The following is a 24,822-nucleotide window of genomic DNA, read 5'->3' as shown; positions in this document are numbered from 1 at the left end:
TATGCGCAGGCCTGGCTTTTGTGGCGATCTTCGCAGTCAGATATTCTAGCGGAAATTTCGTGTCTTCATTGCGATCTCGTCAAGATGCAGGTAGGGGTCCGGCATATCGCGTGGCTTGGGCAGGCCGCGCGGATCGGGTGTCGGGGATCCATGGTGAAATTCATCGCCCCTGCCATGGGGGAGGGGAAACCGACACTCACGTGAGCCGATGCTGGCGAGTTCGTGTGACAGATCGGTCAAGTGGTGGACGACGATATGAACGACCTCGCCTTCTCGTTGCACGCGGCCACGCACACCCATCATATTTGCCCCCAATATAATTCGAGGGAACTTTTCGAATGTTTTGGTCCATATCACGAGATTGGCAACAGCGGTTTCATCCTCAATCGTCACGAACATGACCCCTTTTGCGGATCCCGGTCGCTGCCGCACAAGCACAAGCCCTGCAATGTCGACCCAGTGGCGATCACGCATGGCGGTCGCTCTGGCGCAACTCACCACGCCACGATCTGCAAGCTCGGAGCGCAGAAAACTTAACGGATGCTGGCGCAAGGTGAGACCGGTATGGCCGTAATCGGCGACCACCTCGCTGCCGGCGGTCATGGGAGCCAGCTTGACCTTGGGCTCGATTTGTTCTTTGAACCCGTCCTGTTGCCGGAATGTCTGGCCTGATGTTGCCAGTACCCGGTTTCTAACAGCAGAAAATAACGGCAATGGCTCATCCCTGAGCGCCTTCATGGCCCAGAAGACTTCCCGTCTTTGCAGGCCGAGCGAGGGTTTGAAAGCATCGGCCTTGGCCAGTTCATTAAGCGTTTCCACACCAACTGCCGCGCGATGCCAGAGATCGTCAACCGAAGCAAAGGGTTGATCACCGCGCGCCGAAATCAGCCGCGCGGCATCGGCATTGCCCAATCCCTTCACCATGCGCAGGCCCAACCGAACGGCCAGCCGGCCGTCATCGGGGTTGCGCGCCTCTAAGGTACAATCCCAGCGGGACGCATTGATACAGACGGGACGAACCTCGACATTATGGGATTGCGCGTCCCGAACAATCTGCGCCGGGGCGTAAAACCCCATCGGTTGGGCGTTCAAAAGTGCGGCGCAGAAGACATCGGGATGCCAGCATTTCATCCAGCTGCTGGCATAGGCGATGAGCGCGAAACTCGCCGCATGGCTTTCCGGAAAGCCGTAGGAGCCGAAGCCCTCAAGCTGCTTGAAGGTTTGCATTGCGAATTCCCGTGGATAGCCATTGGCCACCATGCCTTCGATCAGCTTTTCACCGAATTTGGAAACCCCGCCTGTATGTTTGAAGGTTGCCATTGCACGGCGCAATTGATCGGCTTCGCCAGCAGAAAAGCCGGCGCATTCGATGGCCACCCGCATCGCCTGTTCCTGAAACAGCGGAACCCCCAATGTCTTGCCGAGCACGGCTTCCAGTTGCGGGCTGGGATAGATGACCTCCTCGCGGCCTTCGCGCCGCTTGAGATAAGGATGGACCATGTCACCCTGGATCGGTCCTGGCCTGACGATCGCCACTTCGATGACCAGATCATAGAAAGTGCGGGGTTTCATGCGCGGCAACATTGCCATCTGTGCACGCGATTCAATCTGAAACGTGCCCAGCGTATCGGCGCGTCTGATCATGGCATAGGTCCGCGGATCCTCAGAAGGAATGGAGGCAAGATTAAGCTGGGTGTCTTTATGCTGTGCCAGAAAATCGAAAGCCCGGCGCATGCAGGACAGCATGCCGAGTGCCAGAATGTCGACCTTCATGAACTTCAATATATCAATGTCGTCCTTGTCCCATTCAATGATCGCCCGATCAGCCATTGCGGCAGGTTCGATCGGAACCAGTTCGTCAAGGCGGTCGCGCGTCAGGACAAAGCCACCGGGATGCTGGGACAGATGTCGCGGTGTCCCCACCAGCTGATGGGCAAGGTCGAGCGCCAGACGCAGACGACGATCCTGCAGGTTGAGATTGAGCCCTTCGGCATGTTTGGCTTCAATGCTTTCCGACCAGCCCCAAACCTGTGACGAGAGTGTTTTGGTGAGATCTTCGGGCAAGCCAAGCGCCTTTCCGACATCGCGCAAGGCGCCTTTGGCACGGTAGCGAACAACGGTTGCGCACAAGGCTGCCCGCTCCCGCCCATAGGTTTGGTAGATCCACTGGATGACCTCTTCGCGGCGCTCGTGCTCGAAATCCACATCGATATCGGGTGGTTCGCGTCGTTCTTCCGATACGAAGCGTTCGAACAACAAATCATTGCGGTCAGGATCAATGCTGGTAATGCCCAAAACGTAGCAGACCGAACTGTTGGCCGCCGAACCACGACCCTGACAGAGAATACCTTTTGAGCGGGCAAAGCGCACGATTGCGTTGACCGTGAGAAAATAGGGGGCGTAGTCGAGCTTGGCGATCAGCTGCAATTCATGCTGAAGCCCGCGTCGGACCTTATCGGGCAGCCCTTCCGGGTAGTGTTCGAGAGCACCCGCCCATGTCAGTTTCTCCAGCGCCTGCTGGGTCGAGAGTTCAGGGAAGAGCTTTTCCTCGGGATATTGGTAGGTCAATTCATCGAGCTGAAATCTGCAGCGATCAACGATCTCGTTTGTTCTGGAAAGCGCTTCCGGATAGCGGGCAAACAGCCGATGCATTTCATCCGGTTTTTTGAGATAGCGGTCGCAGAAACGTTCTCGACGATGTCCGAGTTCGTCAATCGTTACATTGTGGCGGATAGCGGTCACCACATCCTGCAGAACCTGGCGTGCCGGCTCATGAAACAGCACATCATTGGTGACCACGGTGCTGATCTTGGCTGCTGCGGCCATTTGGGAAAGCTGCCACAGGCGCAGTTGGTCATTGGGTCTGCGCCGCAATGTCAATGCCATATAGGCACGATCAGCGAATACGGCATGGAGTTTGCGAAGATGGGTGGCTACGACTGCGTTGGCCTCATCGGGCAACAGCACCACGAGCAATCCCTCGCTATAGCTTGCGAGATCGTCCCATTCGAGCCGACATTTTGCCTTGCCGGCGCGCATTTTTCCCAACGAGAGCAACCGGCATAGCCGGGCGTAGGCTTGTCGGTCGGTGGGATAGGCAAGAACAGACATGCCATCGCAAAGGTCCAGCCTGCAACCGACGACCAGACGCACACCGCTGTCGCGGGCGGCCTGATGCGCCCGCACAAGACCTGCCAGCGAATTGCGATCGACGATTGCGAGCGCGGCAATGCCCAATCGCGCGGCTTCGGCAAACAGTTCCTCACAACTGCTGGCGCCGCGCAGAAAGGAAAAATGGCTGGTGACCTGCAGCTCGGCATAGGCTGTTTCTCTCATCCAAAGACCCCATGCAGGAACCAGCGCTGGCTACCGCTCTCGCTGTGCTCGCCGTCGCCGGAACGGAAAATCCAGTAGCGTTCACCGGCATCGTCCTCAACCTGGAAATAATCGCGCACCGTTGCCATTTCGGCATCGCGCTTCCACCATTCGCCGCGAATGCGTTCCGGGCCGTCTGCCTGTCGCACCCGTCGTCTCACACCGCGCCAGGTAAACCAGACCGGCGGATTGTCGGGCAGAAGAGCCATGGTTTCGATCGGTTCGGGGCGTGCTAACAGGCGCGTTGGTCTAGGCCATTTGCCGTTCCAAGTGGCGCCGGTTTCGGGTGACAGTGCTGCGATCATTGCCACCGAGCGTTCGGGGACGTCGCTCTCGACGGGTGTAAAGCGACACAGTCGGCTTTCGCCAATGCGGTTGGCCAGCACATCAACCAGGTCGGAAATATCGGGGTTTGCCGCATCGATGAGTGTGACCATGGGCTGTCTTTCACGCAACGGTTCGACAATCACGGCTGCAAGTTCCATGATTTCGATGCCAAAGCCGGGATCGATGCTGGCAATTTTGTCATTGAGCAGCCGTGACAGGCGTTGGGGGGCGCGGATAGGCTGCGCTGCGCCAACCCGGAGTGCCTGTCGGGCGTTGTCGACGCGATGGATCAGCAGATCAAGCCGCCGTGCACCCATTCCCCTGGTTTCAAGTTCGGCACAGAGCTGGGATACCAGTTTGCCGATTGCGCGGCGGATGGTTTCTGCCGCACCGATCGGTTCACCAAACACCTTTCTTGCTTCGATAATTTCGGGGACGCGGTAGGGCGTGATGGGTTCGGGTAATCGCCCGAAAGCCTGATCGAGCCGACGGGCAATCTGTGGACCAAAGCGCAAGGTCAGCGGTGCGCGCGGCTGGTTCATCACATCGGCGATGGTTTCAAAACCCAACCGGTGCAATTCGACGATCATGTCTTTTTGCAGACGCAGCGCTGCAAGCGGCAGCGCCGCCAGAAAAGATGCGGTTTTGTTGTCTGGTATGATCTCAATGCTGTGTTCACCAAAGCGGGCGGCTGCATGGGCTGCCCCCCAGCTTTGAGCGAGCGCTATGCGCGCCTTGACCCCGGAAGAGGCGAAGCGCTGCAGGATTGCGCCGAGCATCGCGGCTTCACCACCGTGAAGATGGTCTGCACCGGTCGTGTCAATGACAAGCCCGTCGGGTGGATCAGCCATGACGATCGGAGAGATGCGCTGCAAGGCCCAATGAGCGAGTTTCTGCAGTCCCGCCGCGTCGGCGGCGGGATTGGCATCCATCAGGCGAAGGTCAGGCGCCAGTGCCTGCGCCTTGGCGACGGGCATGCCAAGGCGCAGGCCGAGCGCCTCTGCATTGTCGTCGAGTGCCATGATGACACGCCGCCGGCTATCGTGTCCGACAAGCACCAGCGGGGCGGTGTCATCAAGCGATCCGACGTCCGATTTCCTTCTGAGGCGATCGGTAGACCACCTTGGAAGGAAGAGCGATACGACCCTGGTCATCACAGGCCTCCACTTCAAAATCTGCGCTGTCACCAGCGCGGCAACGGATGAGTTCGACAAGCCAGCGTGCCCGGCCGAGTCCTGGAACGGGAAGGGGTGCGGATGGCATTTGAGACACGCGCCATCGCGTGACGCTGGCCGTGGGCTGACCAAAATCACCGGCTTCGCTCTGTCGACGCCAGCGCCGCAAGGCAATGCCGATCGTTCCCCCATTTTCGGCGGCAAGTTGCAACCGTCGCGATGCTGTCATCGACAGGCGGGCCGTTTCGGCAATCACAGCGCCCAGACCGCCGTGACGCAAGCCCTCCTCAAAACAGGCAAGAAGGGACTTTTCATCCCCCGCCTCCAGATGCAGCATTCGGTCGGGATGAAGGCCAGCCTGAGCGATGGCCGGCATGAATAGATCGCGGCGCGTGACCACCCAGAGGATCTTGCCCTGCGTGCGTGCGGCAATCCCTGCTGCAAACAAGGCGGCAGCAGCACCATCCACGGCACCATTGCCACCGCCAGCCACTTCATGCAGGCAAGCTAAGGCCAGACCGCCACCCGGCAGTTTGCTGTCGAGCGCCGGCAAACCGAAAGGCAGAACGTGGCGTTGTCGCGCATGTCCGCCCTCCAGCCGCTCGATGCGCGACCGCAGTTCTGCAATAACGGGATTGGCGGCGGGTTCGGGCATTGCGATACAGTTCCTTGCAGGGGTTTGCAGCTTCAATAAAAGCTGATAAGTTCCCTATTTGTTCCGATTGCCTTTGCGAGTCAATCGGGCCTGCTGAATTGAAATCACAGCTTTTGCGCGGTGTTCAATTGAATCCTGCAAGGGTTTCAAGGGGATATCGGCGAAGCCCAGCGGCAGGAATTTTTTGTATATGACGGGGACAGATGACGGCTTACCTGGAAAAGCTCAACGACCGGCAACGGGAAGCAGTGGAATATGGCGTGGGGGACGCTGGTGTCAGCGGTCCGCTATTGGTGATTGCCGGTGCTGGTTCAGGCAAGACCAACACATTGGCGCATCGGGTTGCCCATCTCATTGTCAAAGGCGCGGATCCAAAACGGATCTTGCTGATGACTTTTTCGCGCCGGGCGGCCTCCGAAATGGGCCGACGGGTCGAGCGGATCTGTCGGCAGGTTCTGGGTGAGAACGCTGCCATCATGCGCGATGCGCTACACTGGGCAGGGACCTTTCACGGCATCGGTGCCCGGCTGCTGCGGATTTACGCCGAACAGATCGGTCTGAATGTGGATTTCACAATTCATGATCGTGAAGACAGTGCGGATCTGATGAACCTGGTCCGGCACGAATTGGGCCTGTCGAAGACAGAAAGCCGCTTTCCCACCAAGGGGACTTGTCTTGCCATCTATTCGCGGGTGGTCAATGCCGAAAGTTCTATCGGCGAGATCCTCAAATCGGCCTATCCCTGGGCGATCGGCTGGGAAGACGAACTCAAACAGCTATTTGCGGCCTATGTCGACGCGAAACAGGCGCAGAATGTGCTCGATTATGACGACCTTCTGCTCTATTGGGCGCAGATGGTGTCTGATCCCGAACTCGCGCAGGATATTGGCGGGCGTTTTGATCATGTCCTTGTCGATGAGTATCAGGATACCAACCGGTTGCAGGCCTCCATTCTTCTGGCACTCAAGCCTGATGGACAGGGTTTGACTGTGGTCGGGGATGATGCGCAATCGATCTATTCGTTTCGGGCGGCAACGGTGCGCAACATCCTTGATTTTCCGGAAGCATTCGCGCCAAAGCCGGCAGACATCATCACGCTTGATCGCAATTACCGCTCCACACAACCCATTCTGGCTGCAGCCAATGGAGTGATCGACCTCGCACGCGAGCGGTTCACCAAGAACCTATGGACGGACCGTTGCTCGGAGCAGCGTCCCCTGCTCGTGACCGTCCGGGACGAAAGTGACCAGGCCCACTACATTGTGGAGCAGGTATTGGCCAATCGCGAGATCGGTATGACGCTCAAGCAACAGGCTGTGCTGTTTCGGACATCGAGCCATAGTGGTGCCCTTGAAATCGAACTGACGCGACGCAACATCCCCTTCGTCAAATTCGGTGGATTGAAATTTCTCGACAGCGCGCATGTCAAGGACTTGCTGGCGGCGCTCCGCTTTGCACAGAATCCTCGTGATCGTGTGGCGGGCTTTCGCCTTTTGCAAATGCTTCCCGGCGTTGGTCCGCAGACAGCCGGCAAAATACTCGACACCATTGCCACAGACCCTGAACCCCTGATATCTCTCGCCGAAATTCCACCACCACCCAGGACTGGCGACGACTGGCCTGCCTTTATCGCGATGCTTTCAGCTCTGCGCAAAGCAGAAGGCGGCTGGCCCGGGGAAATCGGTCAGGCGCGCCTGTGGTATGAACCGCATCTTGAACGTCTTCATGAGGAGGCTGAAACCCGCAAGGCCGATCTTCTCCAGCTTGAGCAGATTGCTGGCGGTTATCCCAACCGTGAGCGGTTCCTGACCGAATTGACGCTTGATCCGCCCGATGCCACCAGTGACCAGGCGGGCGTACCGCTGCTGGACGAAGATTATCTCATCCTTTCAACTATCCATTCATCCAAGGGCCAGGAATGGCGTTCGGTTTTCATGATCAATGTGGTGGACGGTTGTATACCGTCGGATCTCGGTGCCGGAACGACGGCGGAACTCGAAGAGGAGCGGCGCCTGCTCTATGTGGGGATGACCCGCGCGCGAGATAGCCTGAGCCTTATCACACCACAACGCTTCTTCACCTATGGGCAGAACACGCAGGGGGACCGGCACGTATATGCGTCCAGAACCCGCTTCATCCCCAAAAACTTGCTGCCGCTGTTCGAGATCACAAGTTGGCCAAAGCTCTCAGCCGCAAGAGCGGAGCGCAGCAAGGCATCGGTCAGAATGGATGTTGGAGCGAGAATGCGCAAGATGTGGCGTTAACGAGACCGACGCGGGAGGATGCGAATGCAGCTCCTTTATAGTTGCTGGCGTTTCTGCTAAATGAGCATCGCGCTGGAGCCCTTCAGTAAAGTCTTTCAGCCGAACAACCGGCTTGCTCGCAAAAAACTCTTATTTCCAGTGAATGATATAGAGAGGTTGAAAGCATCAGTCTCATTGCTTATCCCTTGGGAAAGTGCATGCGGCAAAGAAGTTTGGGGGCATATATTTATAGAAAGCCGCAACGTCTTCCTATCACAGCGTGGGTCGATTGACTGCAAACGATAAAACCTGGGCCCTCTCTATCCAGCGCGCAGTCGGCGTTGGTTGCGATGCTGTTTGCGTACTGGTGCTGGCTTTTTATAGTACACCAACAGAGACCAAACGAGTTGAGGTTGGTGGCACACGTACCAACCGGATAATAGCTGCAGCCCATGGCATTCATCGCTTTTCGATTTTGAAACAAGCTGAAGATACCCCAGCAGCTAGCACGGGGCGAGTTGCAGAATTCTGATCTTACAACCACGAGCTTCTCCTCGACAGTCGATCAGCGGAACCGGCGTTTGGGTTGGCGGCAAAGATGAGGCTAGGCGAAGGGCACCTGAGCTTCACAAATCGTGGTGGAAACACTTGCAGAATATGATATCGCATAAGGATTCATATATTGCCCTACGGATGCAACCCCATTCTCATCGCGCGCGCGTACAGTGCTGACGAATGCTCAAGCTGGTGGACGTATCGATTTTTCGAGCTTCTTTATCGCCTCACGCAAAGATCGTTGCTCGTCAAAATAGTCCTCCCAAACCTTTTTCTTTCCGAGTAGCGCGGGAACAGTCCGGATTGTAAATCGCTTGGGGTCGAGGCCCTTTCTGACCTGGGTCCAGTTGAGCGGCATCGACACCGTCGCCCCCTCGCGCATTCTGGGTGAGAGCGGTGCAACGGCTGTCGACATGCGGTCATTGCGTAGGTAGTCCAGGAAAATACGGCCTTTGCGCTGGCTTTTGGCCATTTTGATCAGGTAGCGGTCGGGATAGTCGCCGGCCATTTGTTGGCAAACATCGTGTGCGAAACCTTTGGCTTCTGCCCAGTTGAGTTTTTTGCCTTTGCCACCGCCAAGCGGCGTGACCACATGCAGTCCTTTGCCGCCCGTGGTTTTGCAGAAGCTGACCAGACCAAGCTGATCAAGGCGATCGCGCATTTCCAGCGCCGCTTCGATAACGCTGAAAAAAGCCACGTCAGGGCCAGGATCGAGATCAAACACCAGCCGACCAGGGATTTCTGGTTGATAGGGTAAACAATTCCACGGATGCAGTTCGACGCCACCCATTTGAGCGACTGCTGCGAGCCCTTCCACCCGATCGATCTGGAGATAGGGCTTCCTGTCACCAAACACCTCTACAAGTTCGATCAGGTTCGAGGTGCCTGGGAGCGCATGACGCTGGAAGAACTGCTCGCCCTGCAAACCATCGGGCGCGCGAACCACCGAGCAGGGCCGGCCGTTGACATGGTTGATCAACCACGGTCCCACCGCCTCGTAATAGCGGGCGAGATCGAGTTTTGTGACTGGCTTTCCATCCCCAGCATCCGGCCAGAGTGTCTTATCAGGGCTCGAAATCAATACGCCCATGATATTGGGTTTGCCGCCTGCTTGAGATGTGAGAATATCTCCAGGCTTTGCGGTGTCGTTTTCAGGGACATCGACGTCGCTCGGCGCTGCCGGCGTTTCGGCAACCACCTCTTTCGCTGGCTTGTCCTCGCGCAACCCTTTGAACGCAGCTTGGCGAACGAGGCCGTCTGCCGTCCACCCGGCGAATTGTATCTCTGCGACCAATTGCGGTTTCAGCCATTTGATATCGGTGCCTCCCTTGGGCGCACCGATCCCGGTAAAAGGCGATTTCCTGGCCTCAAGCGCACGAAGTTTCGGTAGAATGCCCGCAACGGTTTTTGCGCCATAGCCGGTACCGACACGACCAACATATACGAAATGTCTGCCGCGATTGACGCCGACGAGCAAAGAACGGAATTTGCCATTGGTCGTGGCATAACCGCCAATCACCACTTCATGGCCTGAACGGCATTTGGACTTGACCCAGCTGTCGGAACGACCCGAGACATAGCGGGCGTCCGCCTGTTTGGAAACGATGCCTTCCAGCGAAAGCCGACAGGCGGAACGCAGAACCGCTTCCCCGCCTGTTTCAAAATGTGTCACATAGCGGATCAGCGGATCCTCACTGACGCTTTCTACCATCTGCTCGAGCCGTTGCTTGCGGTGGGTAAGAGCAAGTTGCCGCAGGTCCTCGATGCCGTCAAAAAGCAGATCAAACGCGAAATAAACCAGGGCATCGGTGTTGCCCTCGGACAAAGCTGCCTGCAATGCTGCAAAATCAGGTGCTCCACTTTCGTCCAGCGCGCAGATTTCCCCATCTATGATGCCGTCGGGGAGTGCTGCCGCGCTTTTTACAATGGCTGGAAATCTTTCGGTCCAGTCGAGACCCTTTCGGGTTCTCAATGTGACTGCGCCAGAATTGACATGCATCTGGATGCGGTAGCCGTCGAATTTAATTTCGTGAATCCAGTTTTTCGAAGCCGGCGGCCTGTCGTGGGTTTCACATAATTGGGGTGGGACGAAGTCCGGCATGGTGGCGGGCGTTGACTTGACGGTCTCCGACATCCTTTTGTTTTTTTCGCGCTTTTTTGCAGCAAGCCCATGACTGCTATCCCAAACGGCGTCTGCCGCGATAGCGTCAGTTTCGATCATGAAGGGGCGCGGCTTTCTGCCTTTGCCGGCTGCTATCATCTGCATGGAACGAGCGGATGCGACAGAGGTGTCATTGTCGTCCAAAACGGCAGCACCGTTGCTGTATACGGCAAACGCGTCTTGATGCTTGATCAGCAACCAGTTGGTTCGTCTGGAGCCGTTGCGATCCGCTTTCATGCGCACCAGCACAAAGCTGCCATGCAGTCGCTTACCTTCTAGGGTAAATTTCAGGTCGCCTTTGGCAAGCGCCTCGCTGGCGGTCAGTTCTCCTTCCGGTGTCCAGTAACCACGGTCCCAGAGCATCACTGTGCCGCCGCCATATTGGCCTTTGGGGATCGTTCCCTCGAAATCCCCGTAATCAAGAGGATGGTCTTCGACCTCGACCGCCAGACGCTTGTCGCCGGGATCAAGAGAGGGTCCTCTGGTCACGGCCCAGGATTTGAAGACACCGTCAAGTTCGAGACGCAGATCGTAATGCAGTCGCGTCGCAGCATGTTTCTGAATAACGAAACGCAGCTTCTTCGAGGCCTTTGGCCGGTTCACCCCTTTTGGCTCCTGCGTCTTTTCAAAGTCGCGCTTTTTTTTGTAGGTTTCGAGTTTATCGCGGGCCATGACTGTCCTCATCTAGCTGTCAGTGCACCATCGATGCGTCCACTATAGAACGGTGATGCCAGACTGCTCAATTCTGACCCACAGCGTCTTGCTGGCACGAGACGACAGGGGAAGAGCTTGACCGTCGCTGGCTCCGCGGTCTCCTCAGGCACCTGATCACTGAGAAAACAACCGCGCAAGATAGTTTTTGTTCCTGCCAGCTCTGCGCACCCGAAAAAAACCTGCAAAAGCGTGGAGCTTTACACGGCGGACATCCGCAACAAACAGCCGCTTTTTTGCCCTCAATGCGATACTCAAAGCCGTAATCCACCACAGGACGCAGTCTGTTGTCGCCAAAGGGCTGGCGCAGAGGACCGCAAGCGCCGATCTGAATTCCCGCACAGCACTTGCCGGGCGATACGGAAACATTGGTATGGCAGCGAAAGACAGAACTGTGGCGAGCAGCACTGCGAATGTCCACGACCTTATACAAAAAAGGAACCGCGGCAGGACAAAAATGCAATGCGCGTCGAGCAGGAAAAACGAGGGAGTGCGCATGGTTTCCCGCCACACTATGGTTCGTCCTTAAAGACGTCGCCCTTGTTCAGGGAGTTGCTTCGTTCCGTTATGCTAGGCCAGACAAGGGTTGCATCACGCTCTCAAGAAACAACGCGCCGATCAGACTGCCGGCTTGCAGTTTGACAAGAGACCCTTGGGAACAAGCCCTTCCATACATATCCTGCGCCATGTGTTGACCGGCCTTGCCCGCCATCTGACAATAGCGAATATCGGAACTGGCGCCATGGTGCCAATCGACGTCCTGTCGATCGGTCGGTCAACGGGCACGGAGATTGATGTAAATATGACTTTCTAGCTATTTAAATGGAAGAAAGCACTTCCATGCAAACCTGAATCTGCCCCCAGACTATCATCGCGCTGACGGACGGGTTTAGCTCAACATCTTGCAGGAAAATTGATTGGGGTGTGTGGGCAATGATGCCTGATGGGTGCATGACAGGCCGCCAAGCACGCGGTATTGCTGGCTACAGTTTGTTTGCCAGAAAATTATCAACTTTCGAGGCAATCGATACAAACACCGCAACAGTCCTCGTCAAAACAGAAAGCAGGCTTTTTCTGCCGGCAACAATCGCAGAGAATGGCCGCTGCATCCGAGCGCGGTTCGGGGGGCAGGATCTCAATTTCCAAAGCTTCGTCTGGACATGAAGGCTGTGCCATTGCCGTGGTTCCCCGTCTAATCAGGATATGTGCTTATGGCTTCAGATAAACACAGAGAGGGGCGATTTAAAGAGCGGGTCTGGACTATCCGTCGAAGGCGCTCGGGAACCCGGCCCAAAGCGCGGTCCACGTCGCCCCACGCAGCGGTTGTTGGAAGAAGATTGGAGGGTTGCGTCAACCTGTCGGCTTGGGCGTTTCAGAGAATGCCGGCGTCGGGTCCGCATTGGCCTTACGCGCCTTCTGCGATGCCCGTGACAGCGGGCACGGCCTTGAGGGCTTTGAGCACAGATTCGAGATATGGCCGGCTTATCAGGGAAGTGGTTACTGCAGCAGCTTGGCCTTCATTGCTTGACCAAAAATGGTAAGCTGCAGCATGGGCTCGCCTCGAATGACACTTTCCTCGACGAGGTCGAGCTGTTCGAGCCGTCCGATAACGCGATGGGACAGTCGTTTGTCACCAACGAGCCAGTCGCTGCCGATCTTTTTCTGACGGCGGAAGAAGGCGATGGCCCGCAGGGCGTCGTGCTGCGCGCGGGTGAGTTTATCAGACGATGGCGCGGTCATGTAATCGACATATGGAAACATCAAGATCCTCCTGCTCAATCATGGTGGACAGTGATAATTGTCTGCGGCCTCTCGGGTCCCACAGTTGCAAAACGCCGGATTTGCAAGGAAAACGGACTTGCCTCACAATTTGTTCCAGGGTGCGGGTTTCTCAGCCTGTTGCACCCTTTCGGCAAAATGTCGGAGCAATGCCACGAAGCGCTGGCAGAAACAAACCGCTGTCTAATGTTCCAGTGACAATTTCTGCAGCTTTTTAATCGTTAATGCGTTAATCTCTGCAAGAATACATCGACAGGGAGCCTGACAGTTTGAGCGTCGCTTTTGTCAAAGAAGAAAGTGCGGAAGCTGCTGCGGAGACAATTTTGCCGCCGCGACCGATTTCTGGTCGAATCAATCTGGTGACGGAGAGCGGGCTTGAAATGCTGCACGAAGCGCTTGCATCGGCGCAAAGCAGGCTTGACGCTGCAAACCGGCTCGAGGATATCAATGAAAGACGGCGTCAGTCAGCGGTTTGGCTGCGTGATGTACGCTATTACAGTGAGCGCATCCGTACGGCTGAGCTGGTTAAGCCCTCCGCATCTTCTGATGTTGTTGGCTTTGGGCATGTGGTCACCTTTCAGCGCTCGGATGGTCGCAGGCTGAGTTTCAAAATTGTCGGTGAAGATGAGGCTGATCCATCGCGGGACACGTTGTCGCATGGTTCACCGGTTGCAATCGCCCTGATGGGTAAGGCGGTAGGCGAGGTTGTTGAGATAGGGGCGCTTGAACTGGAAATTGTTTCCATCAACGCCTCGGCACAAGTTTGAATTCCTTGCCATTTTTTCACCCAACACCCTGAGGGCCTTGTTGAGCCGGATAGCCTGGTCGCTGCTGCGTCGGGCTGCAGCAATTGCTGCGGTTTGATCGGATTCTGCCTTTCGCCCGCATTGTGGACAAGCGGGCGCAGTGGGCAAGGGCTGTGACCATTGCTGCGGTGCCAGGAGGGTCCGCTCCGCCTCTTCGAGCACCTGATAGTTGCCCTCGATGACTTTTTTGCGTGGCGTCGTGGGAATGTCTCACCCGGATGGCGTCGATGGTGCCTGTTTGAGTGACAAGCGAGTTCATGCAACGAATGCGATAGAGCCCGGCCATCAACTCACAGGGACTTGTGCCATCATTGGCATTTTTGAGCAGGATTTCGCACAGATTGTCACCGACATTATAGATGTTGCCATCTTCAACATCGCGCAACCGAATGAGATGCGTGGTGGAATGGGCCTTGTCTAAACTGCGGCTTGCGGATTGTTTTGCTCCGTCCGTGACAAAGCCTTCCTTTTTGAGGCCGCGTATTATTTCAAGGGTGGGAATTGGGTGAACTGTTGCGAGCGGCTCGCATGCGCGGTGTCTGCAAAAATCGAGGGTGCCCGCGCCTGCATTTACGCCCCCGTCAGGGAATGGGTCTGGTCGAAGCGAGCGCTTTTAGTGTAGATGCTCATGATCTTTCTGCTTGAGATTTTCCCCGGCCCCTGGGCGAAGAAAAAACAGAGGCGGCCGCAGGCCGGCCATAGAGCGGCAGGGTGTGCGGATCGTCGCCGTAGATGAAGAGTACCGGATGAGGCGTGATAGGGTGGAAGGAAATTTGGGAGAAGCGATTTGCTGGCCTGAGTGATTGAACGGAGCATGGCACCTACCTTCTTAACCTATATGACTCGCCAAAATATTAGGGACGCTCCCCCGTAGCGAAGGCGCTCCTTCGTCACGCAATTGAAGATTTCGATGGCGAGAGGCGAACCATGCTTTTTGCCATGTTATTTTCTGGTATTCGCGGAGAATTCGAATGCTGTAGTTTTCTATGAAAAGCTCGGTGGTACGGTAATTGAAAATAAGCGTGACAGGAGCCGGTGGGGAAATGATAGGATTGGAACAAATGCGATATCAGTGGCCTTCGGCAGAATCACTCCGTCAGAAAATGAATCATCAACCCAGCCACACGAGCTGATCGCAACTCGATTTGTTCGGTGAAAATGCAGCTTTCTCTGAACCAGATTTTGCGACCTACATCGGTATTAATGCGTGATTGAAACGCGCTGCCTCCATTTGAGCAGATGAGACTTGGGCTCGGCGACCGATACTCCAATCCGTTGTCCGCAATCGTGCCCGCAGGTGCGGCTCAGTGAGGATGATCGAGGAGAAGTTTTAACGGGAACGAACAAGGCTTGCGCGGGCTAAAGCCTGCGTTCTGTGGTATCGTGCAGCACGTGTTCTTCCTTAAAGGACACCGGAGACCGCCGGCTTAGCCAGCGCCATCTGCTACTCGTTAGTCCTGTCTGAAAGATCGATATCAATCAATGCGATGCCAAAATCTGGATTATAGCTGCGTTTGAGTGATGCGGGTGTTTCTCGAATAATGACTTCCAGGGTTGGCTTCACATAGCCTTTGACGAAATGCCCGCCACGTGTCTGTCCGTCGGACAAGCCCAGCACCGCGTGAAGATGGGGGTGCGGCTCACCTTGTTCGTTCAATGTGATATCACCGATCAGGCTTAAGACCTCGCTTTGCACGGTCACAGGAATATCCTGGTAGCGCCGGGCTTGGAGATCAAAGAAAGCGAGCATTGTTTCCTGAAACGCGCCGATCGCCGAAACCGATGCGGCGTTGATGTCATGTTTGATGGCAAAATGGCGAATTGTCTCGAAAGCTTCCTCGCCTGGTTCAACCACCAATATGAAGACGCGCTCGCTGTCATTGGACAAAAGTTTGCTTCGCATGCGGTCCTCTTGGCTTCGGCTTAAGATAATGACCGCCAGCGCAACTGGCGGTCCTGATTTGGGAATGCAGTTTAACGGGGATGACGGCCTTCCGCGATCTCCTCGACAATCTTGTCGACGAAAGCGTCAAGATCATCGGGCGATCGCGAGGTTATAATGCCCTGATCAGCAATGACTGCTTCATCGACCCAGTGGCCGCCGGCGTTTTTCAGGTCGGTTTTGATCGAACCATAGGAGGTTACCTTGCGGCCCCTGACGGCGTCCGCTTCGATCAGCAACCAGGGTGCATGGCAGATTGCCGCGACGATTTTACCCGATTTCAGGAATGCGCGTACCACGCCTATCGCATCTTCATCGGCGCGTAATTTGTCGGGGTTGATTTGCCCACCCGGCAGAACCAGCGCATGGGTGTCATCGAGTGCAATCTCCTGCAGCGTGAGGTCGACATCAACGCTGTCACCCCAGTCGCCGTCGTCCCAACTTTTGATTCTTCCACTTTTGGGAGAGGCGATCTTCACCGTGGCCCCCCGTTCGCGCAGTTTTTCCAAGGGGACACGAAGCTCCGAGCGTTCGTATCCATCTGCTGCGAGAATGACGATATTGGCATCGGTGATTTCAGTCATAACTATCCTCATGGTTTATTTGGGCGCAGTGCCGGTTGTTGGCACTGCACCAGTGATTTGCGTTACACCTGAACGGCTTAGACGGTCCTGACTCGGGGCGCATTGCCACCATTCCTTTGACACAACCACCACACGCCGGGCACAACGGCCATCACAAGGCTGCAGCGGACAGCTGCAGGCGCGTCAGCGCCAGCAAGCCGCAGGAGAAAGCTAGTCGCGATGTTCAGGCAGCTCTTTAAGCTGATCCTTGGTCCAGGACGTCACCGCATGAACATTGCCGTCATCATCGCGCATGAAATCAAAGCCGCTGAGTGGAACCGAGACCGGTTTTGCGCCAATGCCCAGAAACCCGCCAACGTCAATGATGACCTGCGCATTGGGCCCCATGCCATGGAGGTGGTCGACGGTTCCGATCTTGTGGTCATCGATACCATAGACGGTGGCGCCATCGAGCGTGTCCGAATTCAGTTCCGGCGCTGTTAGTCTAATATGTTTGCTGTGATCCATCTCAAATCCTCCTTGTTTTCTGAGTGGGTATAACCCGGTGGCGGGCAATCTGTTCCCGGGGACGCTTCTAAATATGCGGCTTCTCGGAAAGATATCCACGTAAATGGGAGGTGATAGTTGGGATTGCGTTGTTTGTTTGGGACCCTTACATCGATCGCTGCTGGCAGCGATCAGGCTATGATCGCCGAGAGCACGGGTGACAGACGGAGAAGTTGGGGAAGAGGATGCCGACATGCAGTCTGTCGACCTCGTCAGCACACTCAACTTGAAACCCCAGCCGCCCCCACCAGCCCGGGTGACGGGAAGGCGGCACCGTTACGCCGGCGTCGCTGTGGTGATCGCGTCTTCACCTATTCACCAAAGCCAAGTCTCGGTGGCAATGACAGCCTGCAGGCATTTACGACGATCGGCCATCTTCGTGATCATCAGCCCTACCAGGTCGAGATGGCACCCGGCTTTAATCCATGGCGGCGCGATGTGAATTGGTTGCCGGCACTACAGGCACTGATCAGACCCATGCTCAACGCGCTTTCCTTCACGCGTTCAAAGTCCAACTGGGGCTACCAGTTTCGCTTCGGGCTGTTTGAAATCATTGATGCGGATGCAGATCTGATTGCGATGGCTATGGGATTGCCGGCCCTGTGGTCATCGATCAATTGTGGCACGTCAGCCAGCGCTGCCCAATGCTGCGATAAGGTCTCTGGCCTGACCCAGGTCGTCGAGCAATTCGCCTTCCGCGCGCTGCTGGTGTATCGGATCAGGCAACCGCAGAATATAGGAGGGATGCCATGAGAAAAGGATACGGGTTTCATCCTGCAACTGTTCCACGGTTCCGCGCCGCTGGGAGATCGGGCGCGCGGTGCCGCTTACAGCAAAAGCCGCCGATGCACCGAGTGCCACAATAAGCCTGGGTTTTACCAGCGCTATTTCCTGGGTAAGCCACCATCGGCAATGATTGATCTCATCGCGATTTGGCGTTTGGTGCAGGCGTCTTTTCCCGCGCGGTGTGAATTTGAAATGCTTGACCGCATTGGTCAGGAACACGCTATTGTCAGCGATATCGGCTCGCTGCATCAGCCGACGCAGGATCTGGCCAGCTGGTCCAACGAAAGGCAGGCCGCTTAAATCCTCATGGTCTCCGGGTTGCTCGCCAACAATCATTATTGCGGCGTTCTGGCTTCCAGATCCACAGACAGCCTGGCTGGCCTGTTCGCAAAGGCTGCAGCGCTGACAAGTGCGGATCGCGCGGCTCAGGTCGTCGATTGTGTCTGCGGCGGCTGCAACGGCCGGGAACTGGTCGCGATAGCGTTGCGTGATCAGCTCGGAGCCTTTTCGTGGAGGGGTGGCCTGCGCCTCGCGCATTTTGGTGGTGCGCGCCTCCGCGTCCTTCAGCATGGCCGGGATCAGGCTCGTTTCGGGCATGTTACGCCAGTATTTTTTCGGCATTTCCGATAGCATGGCGCGTATATTGGTTCGGGCTGGATTGAAAATATTGCTGAAATAGGCGTTCCAAAGCGCCTCGCTGTCATCCGGCGCCAGATTGGGTCTTGCGGCACCGGCCCGAAATTCCAGCACGCCATTTTCAAACACAGCGCTGCGTTTTGGGGTCAGGATCGTCCAGTCCATGTCGGAGAAGCGTGCCACGAAAAATGTTGAGGCTGGTTCGACGATATTGTGGTCGGGTTCGAACCAGGCGATGAAACGCCGGCGTTGCGTTGTTGCGCTGATTTCGCGGAAGCGCAGGAATGCATGCATCTTGTGTAGATCCCGCCTTACATTCTTGCTCATCCGGATCAGACGGTAACCGAGGGGATCTACCGGAGACAGCGGATCGCCGTCGCGTTGCACCAGACGCCACAAGGCTTGATAGAGCAGATGAAATCGTTCGGCGTCGGCATGCCATATCACGCTGCGCATGGTTTCAAGGAAGGCCTTGGAGGCAAGGGTCGCATGCGGTCCCTCACTTTGCGGCAAACCATCGCCATCAAACAGGCCATCAGCGGGATTCCAGTTCATGCTCTCCGGCGGGATACGATGCGACATGGCGCGCCGCGCCGCCTGACGCCAGCTGTTGACCGTTCCGATCTCGTCAATAGTGGCACAAAAAGACATGCAGCCGCTTTCAATCTTTTCCTGTCAGAGCAAACTCAACTGTTTGGGCGCGGGCATGAAACGCTGTCGCAAATTCGCACTGTCGAGCACCAATCCGGGGGTCCAGTCGGTGACGGTGATGAATGGTTTGGCCTTGCGTGTCAGTGCACCGATGCGCACGAGATCGCCGATCCGCAACGGCTGCAGCCGACGCGCGCTGATGATGCGATCGACGGTTCGGACGCCAAAACCGGGAACACGCAGCAGCATTTCCCGTGATCCCTTATTGATATCAACCGGAAAATGGCCGCGATTCTGCAGTGCCCAGGCAAGTTTGGGATCGATATCCAGATCGAGAAATCCGTCGTGGGTGCCTGCGGTTATTTCCGAGGCCTCATAGCCATAAAACCGCATCAACCAGTCTGCCTGATAAAGACGATGTTCGCGTTCAAGCGGTGGCCTGATCAAGGGCAATGCCTTGGTTGCATCGGGGATCGGACTGAAGGCGGAATAATAGACCCGGCGCAGCTTGTAGCCGGTATAGAGCCGGACGGCGGTATTGAGGATAGTGGTATCATTGGAGCTATCGGCGCCAATAATCATCTGGGTGCTTTGCCCGGCAGGCGCAAATTTTGGCGGCTTGCGCCCTGTGATGGTCTTGTCAGAAGCTGCCTCGCCTTCAAGCCGGACCTGAGCCATGGTGGCGCGGATGGTTTCCGGGCGCTTTTCAGGGGCGAGTTGCCGTACGCTTTGGTCCTGTGGCAATTCGACATTGATTGAGAGTCGGTCTGCATAAAGCCCGGCCTCCCGAATGAGCTCAGGGGCCGCATCCGGAATTGTCTTGAGATGGATATAACCCTTGAAACCGTGCAAGGTCCGCAATTTGCGGGCGATCAGCGCCATGTCCGCCATTGTCTGATCGGGTGATCGGATAATCCCCGACGACAGAAACAGGCCTTCAATATAGTTCCTGCGATAAAATTCGAGGGTCAGGGTGACAATCTCGTCAACGGAAAAGCGCGCGCGTTCGACATTGCTGGAAACCCGGTTGACGCAATAGGCGCAATCGAACATGCAAAAATTGGTCATCAGGATTTTGAGAAGAGAAATGCAGCGCCCATCGGGCGCATAGGCATGACAAATCCCCGAGCCCCCGGAGGATCCCAGGCCCCCTTTCAGGGCATTGCGCTTTTCGCCACCACTGGAAGCACAGGATGCGTCGTATTTTGCCGCATCCGACAGGATTTCAAGTTTTCTTTGCAGGGTCATGGAAGCCATGAACCAAGATTAGAAGTTCTCGTTTTGTTCGTCAATCACCTTCTTCGACCGGGTTGGTTTCTGCTGACATTCGCCTGACATTCGCCTGACATTCTCCTGACATGGGCAGGCTGACAGGGGCAGGCTGACAGGGGCCGCCTGACAGGGGCAGCCGGTCGCGAGGCACGCGCGTCATAAGGGCTTTGCGCAAAAACTGCGTTTTGAGATCGGGTTGCGCCAGCACGTCATGTCGGATTTGCGCTGGGGACCATCGGTGATCACTTCATTGAGACGCCAACGGCCATTGTCCTGATAGATCACGGTTTTATCGCCATCAGGCCAGACATGGACGTTAAGACGAAGCTGACGACGGCCTGGTTTGCGTTCGGCTGCCGCCTGATAGAAGGAAAACCTGCGGCAGGTTTTTTCAGATCGGGTTGTTCCGGCATCATCCTTAACGCTGCAGGTGGTGCGGTCATGGGGATAGCGGCCCCTGCTCCAGTCTTCGAGCAATGTCCGGTTAAGCTGACAGGCCTGCTCTATATTGTCCATACAGCCCATGTCGTATGCGCGTGAGGCTTCGGTAATCAAGCTGGCCGGGGTTTGATCGCCAGCATAGGCTTCACCGGCCAGCACGATCGGGGGCTTTGCTCCAAGCAGAAGATTGCCATATCTTATGCAGGCTTCGCCATCGGTGGTGGCGACGAAAGGATGGAAACAGCCGCTCTGGTAGGCCATTGCTGCTTGCTGGGCGTTGACAGCGGTGCCGAGGCCGAGAGCGTAAATATTGCCGATCAGTTTGCAGGCATAAGGCGAAAGCCCGGGATCGGCGGCCTTGCAGGCAAAGTCCGCCCATTGCAGCGCTGCCGGATAATGCGTCTTGTGTTGCAACGCGAATTTTGCGGCCTCGTAGCAGAGGCTGACGGTTTCCGGCCTATTGCTGCTCTGCGCGATCGGAGCGGCGCAGCCTTTTTCAAACAGGTTCATCGCTGCAGCAATTTCACCGGCGTCGCCATGCAGTCGCGCCAGCGACAGACAGGTGCTTGCTGGCGCATTGTCGAAACGACAGCCTTTTTCAAGGGCCGCCAACGCCCTGGCATCGTTGTCGGCTTTGATCGGGGGCGGCGATTGCTCCTTGGTATTGGCGAACAGCAATGAGGCCAATGCCTGACATCCATTGATTGTTTCATCGCCGCAAGCACTGTCGAGCATGGCTTCAAGTTGTGGTCGCTTGATGTCTTTGGAAGCGAGAGCGGCAGCGACGGCTGCCGCGCAGGCCTGCGGTCCGCTGGCGGATGTATCGGTGCGACAGCTGTTGGAAAGAGCCTGATAGCTGTCATTTTGTGCCGGCGCTGCCGCAGCAAGGCCGGGATCGAGCGCCGACCCCAGCCCGGTGCAGGCACTATCCTTCTCAGTCTGCTCTGCGCAAAGAGCGATCGCGCGGGCTGCGCTGTGATTGCGGGCATCCAAGGCCCAGTGCGCCGCAAGCCGTGTTTGTGCGATACAGGCCGATGGATCGCCGTCAGCGCAGCCGCGCTCGAGCAGGGCTTTGGCCTTTGTCAGACGGGGCTTTTCGAGGCGATCTGGCTCCGTGTCCTGCAGAAAGTCACGATATTTGTAATAGGCAGGTTTGCAATGGATATGGTTGGCTCGTGCGGGGCCCGGTTCGCAGCTTTCCTCGAGAAGGGCAGCCAGCGCATAATTTTCGTCCGGTGTTGCGGATACTGCCTGGCCACGCGCGCTTATGACCGGATCAAAACTGTCGGGAAGATCACGACAGACAAAGGCAATGCCGGCACCGCAGGCTGTATAGAGGGCGGCAAAATTGGAGCTTGCCTCGACAGCTGTTGCGGTGGTGGTGCTTGCGGTTCCACGTGCCAGTAAAACGCAACTCACAGCGTCACCTGCATCACAGCCTGGCTTGGCGAGTTCCGGGGTGACAAGATCGTTGGCATCGCCGGTGCCACCTTCGATTGCGCGAAACTGGGCATTTTCCAGCGTGTTCTCGGAACGATTGATCGCCAGCTTGCAGCCCAGAACATCGCCGCTCATGCAGCCAAGCAAGGCATAATGGGTCACGGTTGCAGGCAGGTCCCCGTCGGGATCCGCCGCGTCATAGATCGCCTGCGCGTAAAGACTGCAAGCCGAGCCCAGTCCCAGATGGCAGGCTTTCCTGAGGCCATTGCTGTCTTGCGTCTGAGCCGCAGCCTGCAGCAGCGCGCCTGCGGCGGCAAGCCGTTCTTCTGTGGAGGCATAACCCGCTGTTTCAGGTTGCGAGAATGCGCTGCCGGTCTTTACCAGCGAAGCGATGAATGCGTTGCCGGTCGAGCAATGACTGTTTTCTGGCAGCCGTGTTGCGCGCGCGAGAATGCTGCTACTGGCTTTGATATTCAGCAGGCCCAGCGACAGCGCATAATGACCGTCGGACTGGAGGTACGCCGCCATTGATGGGCGGAAGGCCGCTAGCGCCCGCGCCTGGCTGTTCAAAGCGGCGAGTGAGAGGGCTACAGCGGCGATGAGATGGCAGGTGTTGGGCGGGGAAACAAAGGGCTGACCATTTTCCGCGCGCTGTGAAAATCCACAGAAGTTGGAGGCGTTTTCGATCGGGACAAAGCCTTTTGCGCGCTCGAGGCCTTTGCCTGTTGCATAGTCGACCGCGAAATAAGGCCGACGATCGGGGCCAAATGTGATGTCGACCAGTCTGACCTCACCGCCAGAATTCAGCAGAATGTGACCTGTCTGGTTGGCCCTCTGGCCGGGCGTCCGGCTGATCTGGGTGGGCGCACACAGCCTGCGAACCTCCAGGGTTTGATAGGGAGGCAGGTCTTGCGTCCTGCCTTGCGAGACCGGCAAGAGAGCAAGGATAATCGCTATGATTGCGGCGATGAACAGCCGAATGACTTTGCCTTGGGCAATGATTGTGTGAGCCATTTCCCCCCGCCTCTGCCAGTATTGTCTTGCTATAGCGGCATCTTCGCATCGCGGAAAGTGTCGGTCCGAGCGGTCCATCCTCGAAAAGCGAGCCATGCGGTTCAGATGTCGGATTGGGTCTGGTCTTGAGGTCGGGCAATCCGATCAATCGCCTGCATCTGCTCAATAATGCGCGCCATGTCATAGGGTTTGGAATAAAAGGGAATAGCCTTGTGCAGTGTGGTATTTTCGATGTTGCTAAGACCAGAAACGACAATCACCCGTATATGCGGATAGGTTTCGCGGACGATATTGGCCAGCTCAATGCCATTGATGGCACCGGGCATATCGATATCGGTGAAGACGACATCAATGCTGCGATTGCAACCCAGGATCTCCAGCGCCTGGCTGCCATTCTCCGCTTCCAAGGTTGCCATGCCGGCATCCTCGAGCTCGCCGACGGCGACAAGGCGCAACAGTGCTTCATCTTCGACAACCAGAACAGTTGTTTTGCCACCCGCGAAAATGCCCATCGACCTGTTATTCCTTTGCTGCGCTGCTGGCTGCATTATCACCGATAATGGTGGATGAATAGTTGCAGGTCATGGGATTGCGCAGGCCATGATCGACGATGGCGCGATGAAAAGGGGCTGGGGTGCCGAGAGTGCAAATCAGTTTTGGGAAATTATTGGTCCCGTTTGTTACGCCATCCTGTTGCTGAGCGGGTGTAGGCATCGGCGCGCGCGGTTGGCGTGTGTGCATCGGGCGCTCAAGCGTCGCGCGTCCCCATGGGGATGTCGTGCAGCCACCACTGCGAGATCAGAAGGGATCAAACCTGGCTGAGTGCCTATGTTGTGGTCACCAAAAAAGTGCGAGCCGGCTGTCAAACAAGTGTGGTGATGAGAAACAGTGTAGCGAGGATACAACAACCCGCCAATGCAGAAAAATAACTCGCCGGCATCCGGTCGAGCCAGTTTGCGCGTGGAAATCCATTGCGGGCCGCAGTTGCATCTTTTGCTTCCGCCAGCAATGCGTTCAAAATTTCTGATTTGTGCAGATCAGCATCGTGTCCCATTTCTTCCCCCCTGGGTTGAGGGGAGTTTTCTACCATTAAGCCGTTGGTGGGTCATGTCGGACTTTGGTTTATTCCGAACAACCTTTGATCAATTGCAAGCTTCGCGCGGGCACCATGGCTGAGGGTTCTAACGCAGATTCATTCCGCAGCCTCAGCCGCGTCCTCTGGAAAGCCCAACAATGGTATCGGCATCTGCAGAAGATCGACAGCAACCTGATGCAGCACGGCAAACAGCACCCGGTCGGGGTCACCTTCCGATAATTGTTGGGGAGAGTCGATCAGCCGCGCGATCGTTGCTTCGACAATGCGATTTTGCATGCGACGCCCGGGTGAATAATGTTCGGCTCGCCGGCCAAGCATCAAGCGCAGATCATTATCGATTAGGGAATTGTCGAGCAAATCATCTTCGAGATGGCTGCATGCATGATTGGGGAGTACCATCCGTGCTCCTCCTTGCTAGCAGGCAAGAGCACAAATAACCCTTAGCCGTCACCGCCTACATATTCGTATTGGTGACGATGCGACGACTATACGCTTTTTTGAGCAGGAGTCACGGAATGTTTGAAACAGTCGGTTTTTGTGCCGCTCGCTTTGGCAAATTTATCTTTGCTGAGGATTGTGTTATCGGCCGCAGCAAGCAGTGCCACCCCAACAAGCGGTCGGGCAGGA

General features: G+C 56.4%; 19 protein-coding genes and 1 pseudogene. 3 read left to right on the top strand and 17 right to left on the bottom strand.

Going from position 1 to position 24,822, the window contains the following annotated elements; all coding sequences use genetic code 11:
* Nucleotides 1-45: 45 nt before the first annotated feature.
* Genes RT142_RS11180 through RT142_RS11170 form a run of 3 tightly spaced genes read right to left on the bottom strand, consistent with a single transcriptional unit; the run spans nucleotide 46 to nucleotide 5,532 of the window.
* The gene (locus tag RT142_RS11180) at nucleotides 46-3,336 is read right to left on the bottom strand and encodes an error-prone DNA polymerase (RefSeq protein ID WP_313028647.1); all 3,291 of its coding nucleotides are present in this window, start codon (nucleotides 3,334-3,336) and stop codon (nucleotides 46-48) included.
* A complete protein-coding gene (locus RT142_RS11175) occupies nucleotides 3,333-4,856 on the bottom strand; it encodes a DNA polymerase Y family protein (protein ID WP_313028645.1) in 1,524 nt (507 codons plus the stop codon). Before RT142_RS11175 ends, RT142_RS11180 begins: the two co-directional genes overlap by 4 nt.
* On the bottom strand, nucleotides 4,777-5,532 hold the full coding sequence (locus RT142_RS11170) for an ImuA family protein (protein ID WP_007881366.1): 756 nt from the start codon (nucleotides 5,530-5,532) through the stop codon (nucleotides 4,777-4,779). Before RT142_RS11170 ends, RT142_RS11175 begins: the two co-directional genes overlap by 80 nt.
* A gap of 203 nt (nucleotides 5,533-5,735) precedes the next feature.
* On the opposite strand from RT142_RS11170, the gene RT142_RS11165 reads away from it, so the two are divergent.
* Nucleotides 5,736-7,796 carry an ATP-dependent helicase gene (locus RT142_RS11165; protein ID WP_105520377.1) on the top strand — a complete coding sequence of 687 codons (2,061 nt, stop codon included), beginning with the start codon at nucleotides 5,736-5,738 and terminating at the stop codon, nucleotides 7,794-7,796.
* Between the two features lie 718 nt (nucleotides 7,797-8,514).
* On the opposite strand, the gene ligD is transcribed toward RT142_RS11165, so the two are convergent.
* From ligD to RT142_RS11155, 3 genes are all read right to left on the bottom strand, one after another.
* The gene (gene ligD, locus RT142_RS11160; protein WP_313028643.1) at nucleotides 8,515-11,163 is read right to left on the bottom strand and encodes a DNA ligase D; all 2,649 of its coding nucleotides are present in this window, start codon (nucleotides 11,161-11,163) and stop codon (nucleotides 8,515-8,517) included.
* A gap of 156 nt (nucleotides 11,164-11,319) precedes the next feature.
* Nucleotides 11,320-11,700 carry a hypothetical protein gene (locus tag RT142_RS24375; protein ID WP_409558579.1) on the bottom strand — a complete coding sequence of 127 codons (381 nt, stop codon included), beginning with the start codon at nucleotides 11,698-11,700 and terminating at the stop codon, nucleotides 11,320-11,322.
* 999 nt (nucleotides 11,701-12,699) lie between these two features.
* Nucleotides 12,700-12,963, bottom strand: coding sequence for a hypothetical protein (locus tag RT142_RS11155; protein ID WP_007881360.1), 264 nt, complete (start codon nucleotides 12,961-12,963; stop codon nucleotides 12,700-12,702).
* A 287-nt stretch (nucleotides 12,964-13,250) separates the two neighbouring features.
* Between RT142_RS11155 and greA the strand changes: the two genes are divergently transcribed.
* Nucleotides 13,251-13,748 carry a transcription elongation factor GreA gene (gene greA / locus RT142_RS11150; protein ID WP_007881358.1) on the top strand — a complete coding sequence of 166 codons (498 nt, stop codon included), beginning with the start codon at nucleotides 13,251-13,253 and terminating at the stop codon, nucleotides 13,746-13,748.
* Between the two features lie 16 nt (nucleotides 13,749-13,764).
* On the opposite strand, the gene RT142_RS11145 is transcribed toward greA, so the two are convergent.
* From RT142_RS11145 to RT142_RS11130, 4 genes are all read right to left on the bottom strand, one after another.
* The gene (locus tag RT142_RS11145; protein WP_313028713.1) at nucleotides 13,765-14,271 is read right to left on the bottom strand and encodes a DUF932 domain-containing protein; all 507 of its coding nucleotides are present in this window, start codon (nucleotides 14,269-14,271) and stop codon (nucleotides 13,765-13,767) included.
* A gap of 960 nt (nucleotides 14,272-15,231) precedes the next feature.
* Nucleotides 15,232-15,690, bottom strand: coding sequence for a PPC domain-containing DNA-binding protein (locus tag RT142_RS11140; protein WP_007881356.1), 459 nt, complete (start codon nucleotides 15,688-15,690; stop codon nucleotides 15,232-15,234).
* Between the two features lie 71 nt (nucleotides 15,691-15,761).
* Nucleotides 15,762-16,313: a type 1 glutamine amidotransferase domain-containing protein gene (locus tag RT142_RS11135; protein ID WP_313028641.1), complete on the bottom strand. Its 552-nt coding sequence runs from the start codon at nucleotides 16,311-16,313 to the stop codon at nucleotides 15,762-15,764.
* Between the two features lie 210 nt (nucleotides 16,314-16,523).
* Nucleotides 16,524-16,820 (bottom strand): PRC-barrel domain-containing protein, encoded by a 297-nt coding sequence (locus RT142_RS11130; RefSeq protein ID WP_007881354.1) that lies wholly within the window; start codon nucleotides 16,818-16,820, stop codon nucleotides 16,524-16,526.
* A gap of 177 nt (nucleotides 16,821-16,997) precedes the next feature.
* Here RT142_RS11130 and RT142_RS11125 point away from each other — a divergent pair.
* A pseudogene (locus tag RT142_RS11125) lies at nucleotides 16,998-17,438 on the top strand (hypothetical protein); the annotation flags it as partial.
* A gap of 48 nt (nucleotides 17,439-17,486) precedes the next feature.
* Here the strand turns inward: RT142_RS11125 and RT142_RS11120 are convergent.
* From RT142_RS11120 to RT142_RS11090, 7 genes are all read right to left on the bottom strand, one after another.
* Nucleotides 17,487-18,932 (bottom strand): UdgX family uracil-DNA binding protein, encoded by a 1,446-nt coding sequence (locus RT142_RS11120; RefSeq protein WP_007881352.1) that lies wholly within the window; start codon nucleotides 18,930-18,932, stop codon nucleotides 17,487-17,489.
* Nucleotides 18,933-18,956: 24 nt separating this feature from the next.
* A complete protein-coding gene (locus RT142_RS11115) occupies nucleotides 18,957-20,180 on the bottom strand; it encodes a putative DNA modification/repair radical SAM protein (protein WP_313028637.1) in 1,224 nt (407 codons plus the stop codon).
* Between the two features lie 180 nt (nucleotides 20,181-20,360).
* A complete protein-coding gene (locus tag RT142_RS11110; protein ID WP_313028635.1) occupies nucleotides 20,361-23,099 on the bottom strand; it encodes a hypothetical protein in 2,739 nt (912 codons plus the stop codon).
* Nucleotides 23,100-23,200: 101 nt separating this feature from the next.
* Nucleotides 23,201-23,611 (bottom strand): response regulator, encoded by a 411-nt coding sequence (locus RT142_RS11105; protein WP_007881345.1) that lies wholly within the window; start codon nucleotides 23,609-23,611, stop codon nucleotides 23,201-23,203.
* Nucleotides 23,612-23,618: 7 nt separating this feature from the next.
* Entirely contained in the window at nucleotides 23,619-23,840 is a 222-nt protein-coding gene (locus RT142_RS11100; protein ID WP_007881343.1) for a hypothetical protein, read from the bottom strand.
* A gap of 121 nt (nucleotides 23,841-23,961) precedes the next feature.
* A complete protein-coding gene (locus tag RT142_RS11095; protein WP_007881341.1) occupies nucleotides 23,962-24,153 on the bottom strand; it encodes a hypothetical protein in 192 nt (63 codons plus the stop codon).
* A 138-nt stretch (nucleotides 24,154-24,291) separates the two neighbouring features.
* Nucleotides 24,292-24,594 carry a hypothetical protein gene (locus RT142_RS11090; RefSeq protein ID WP_313028633.1) on the bottom strand — a complete coding sequence of 101 codons (303 nt, stop codon included), beginning with the start codon at nucleotides 24,592-24,594 and terminating at the stop codon, nucleotides 24,292-24,294.
* Between the last annotated feature and the right edge of the window lie 228 nt (nucleotides 24,595-24,822).

The organism is Brucella sp. (assembly GCF_032066345.1).
Classification (GTDB): Bacteria; Pseudomonadota; Alphaproteobacteria; order Rhizobiales; family Rhizobiaceae; genus Brucella; species Brucella pseudogrignonensis.
The sequence above is the reverse complement of the archived record's forward strand: the minus strand, read 5'-3'. Positions and strand labels throughout refer to the sequence as shown.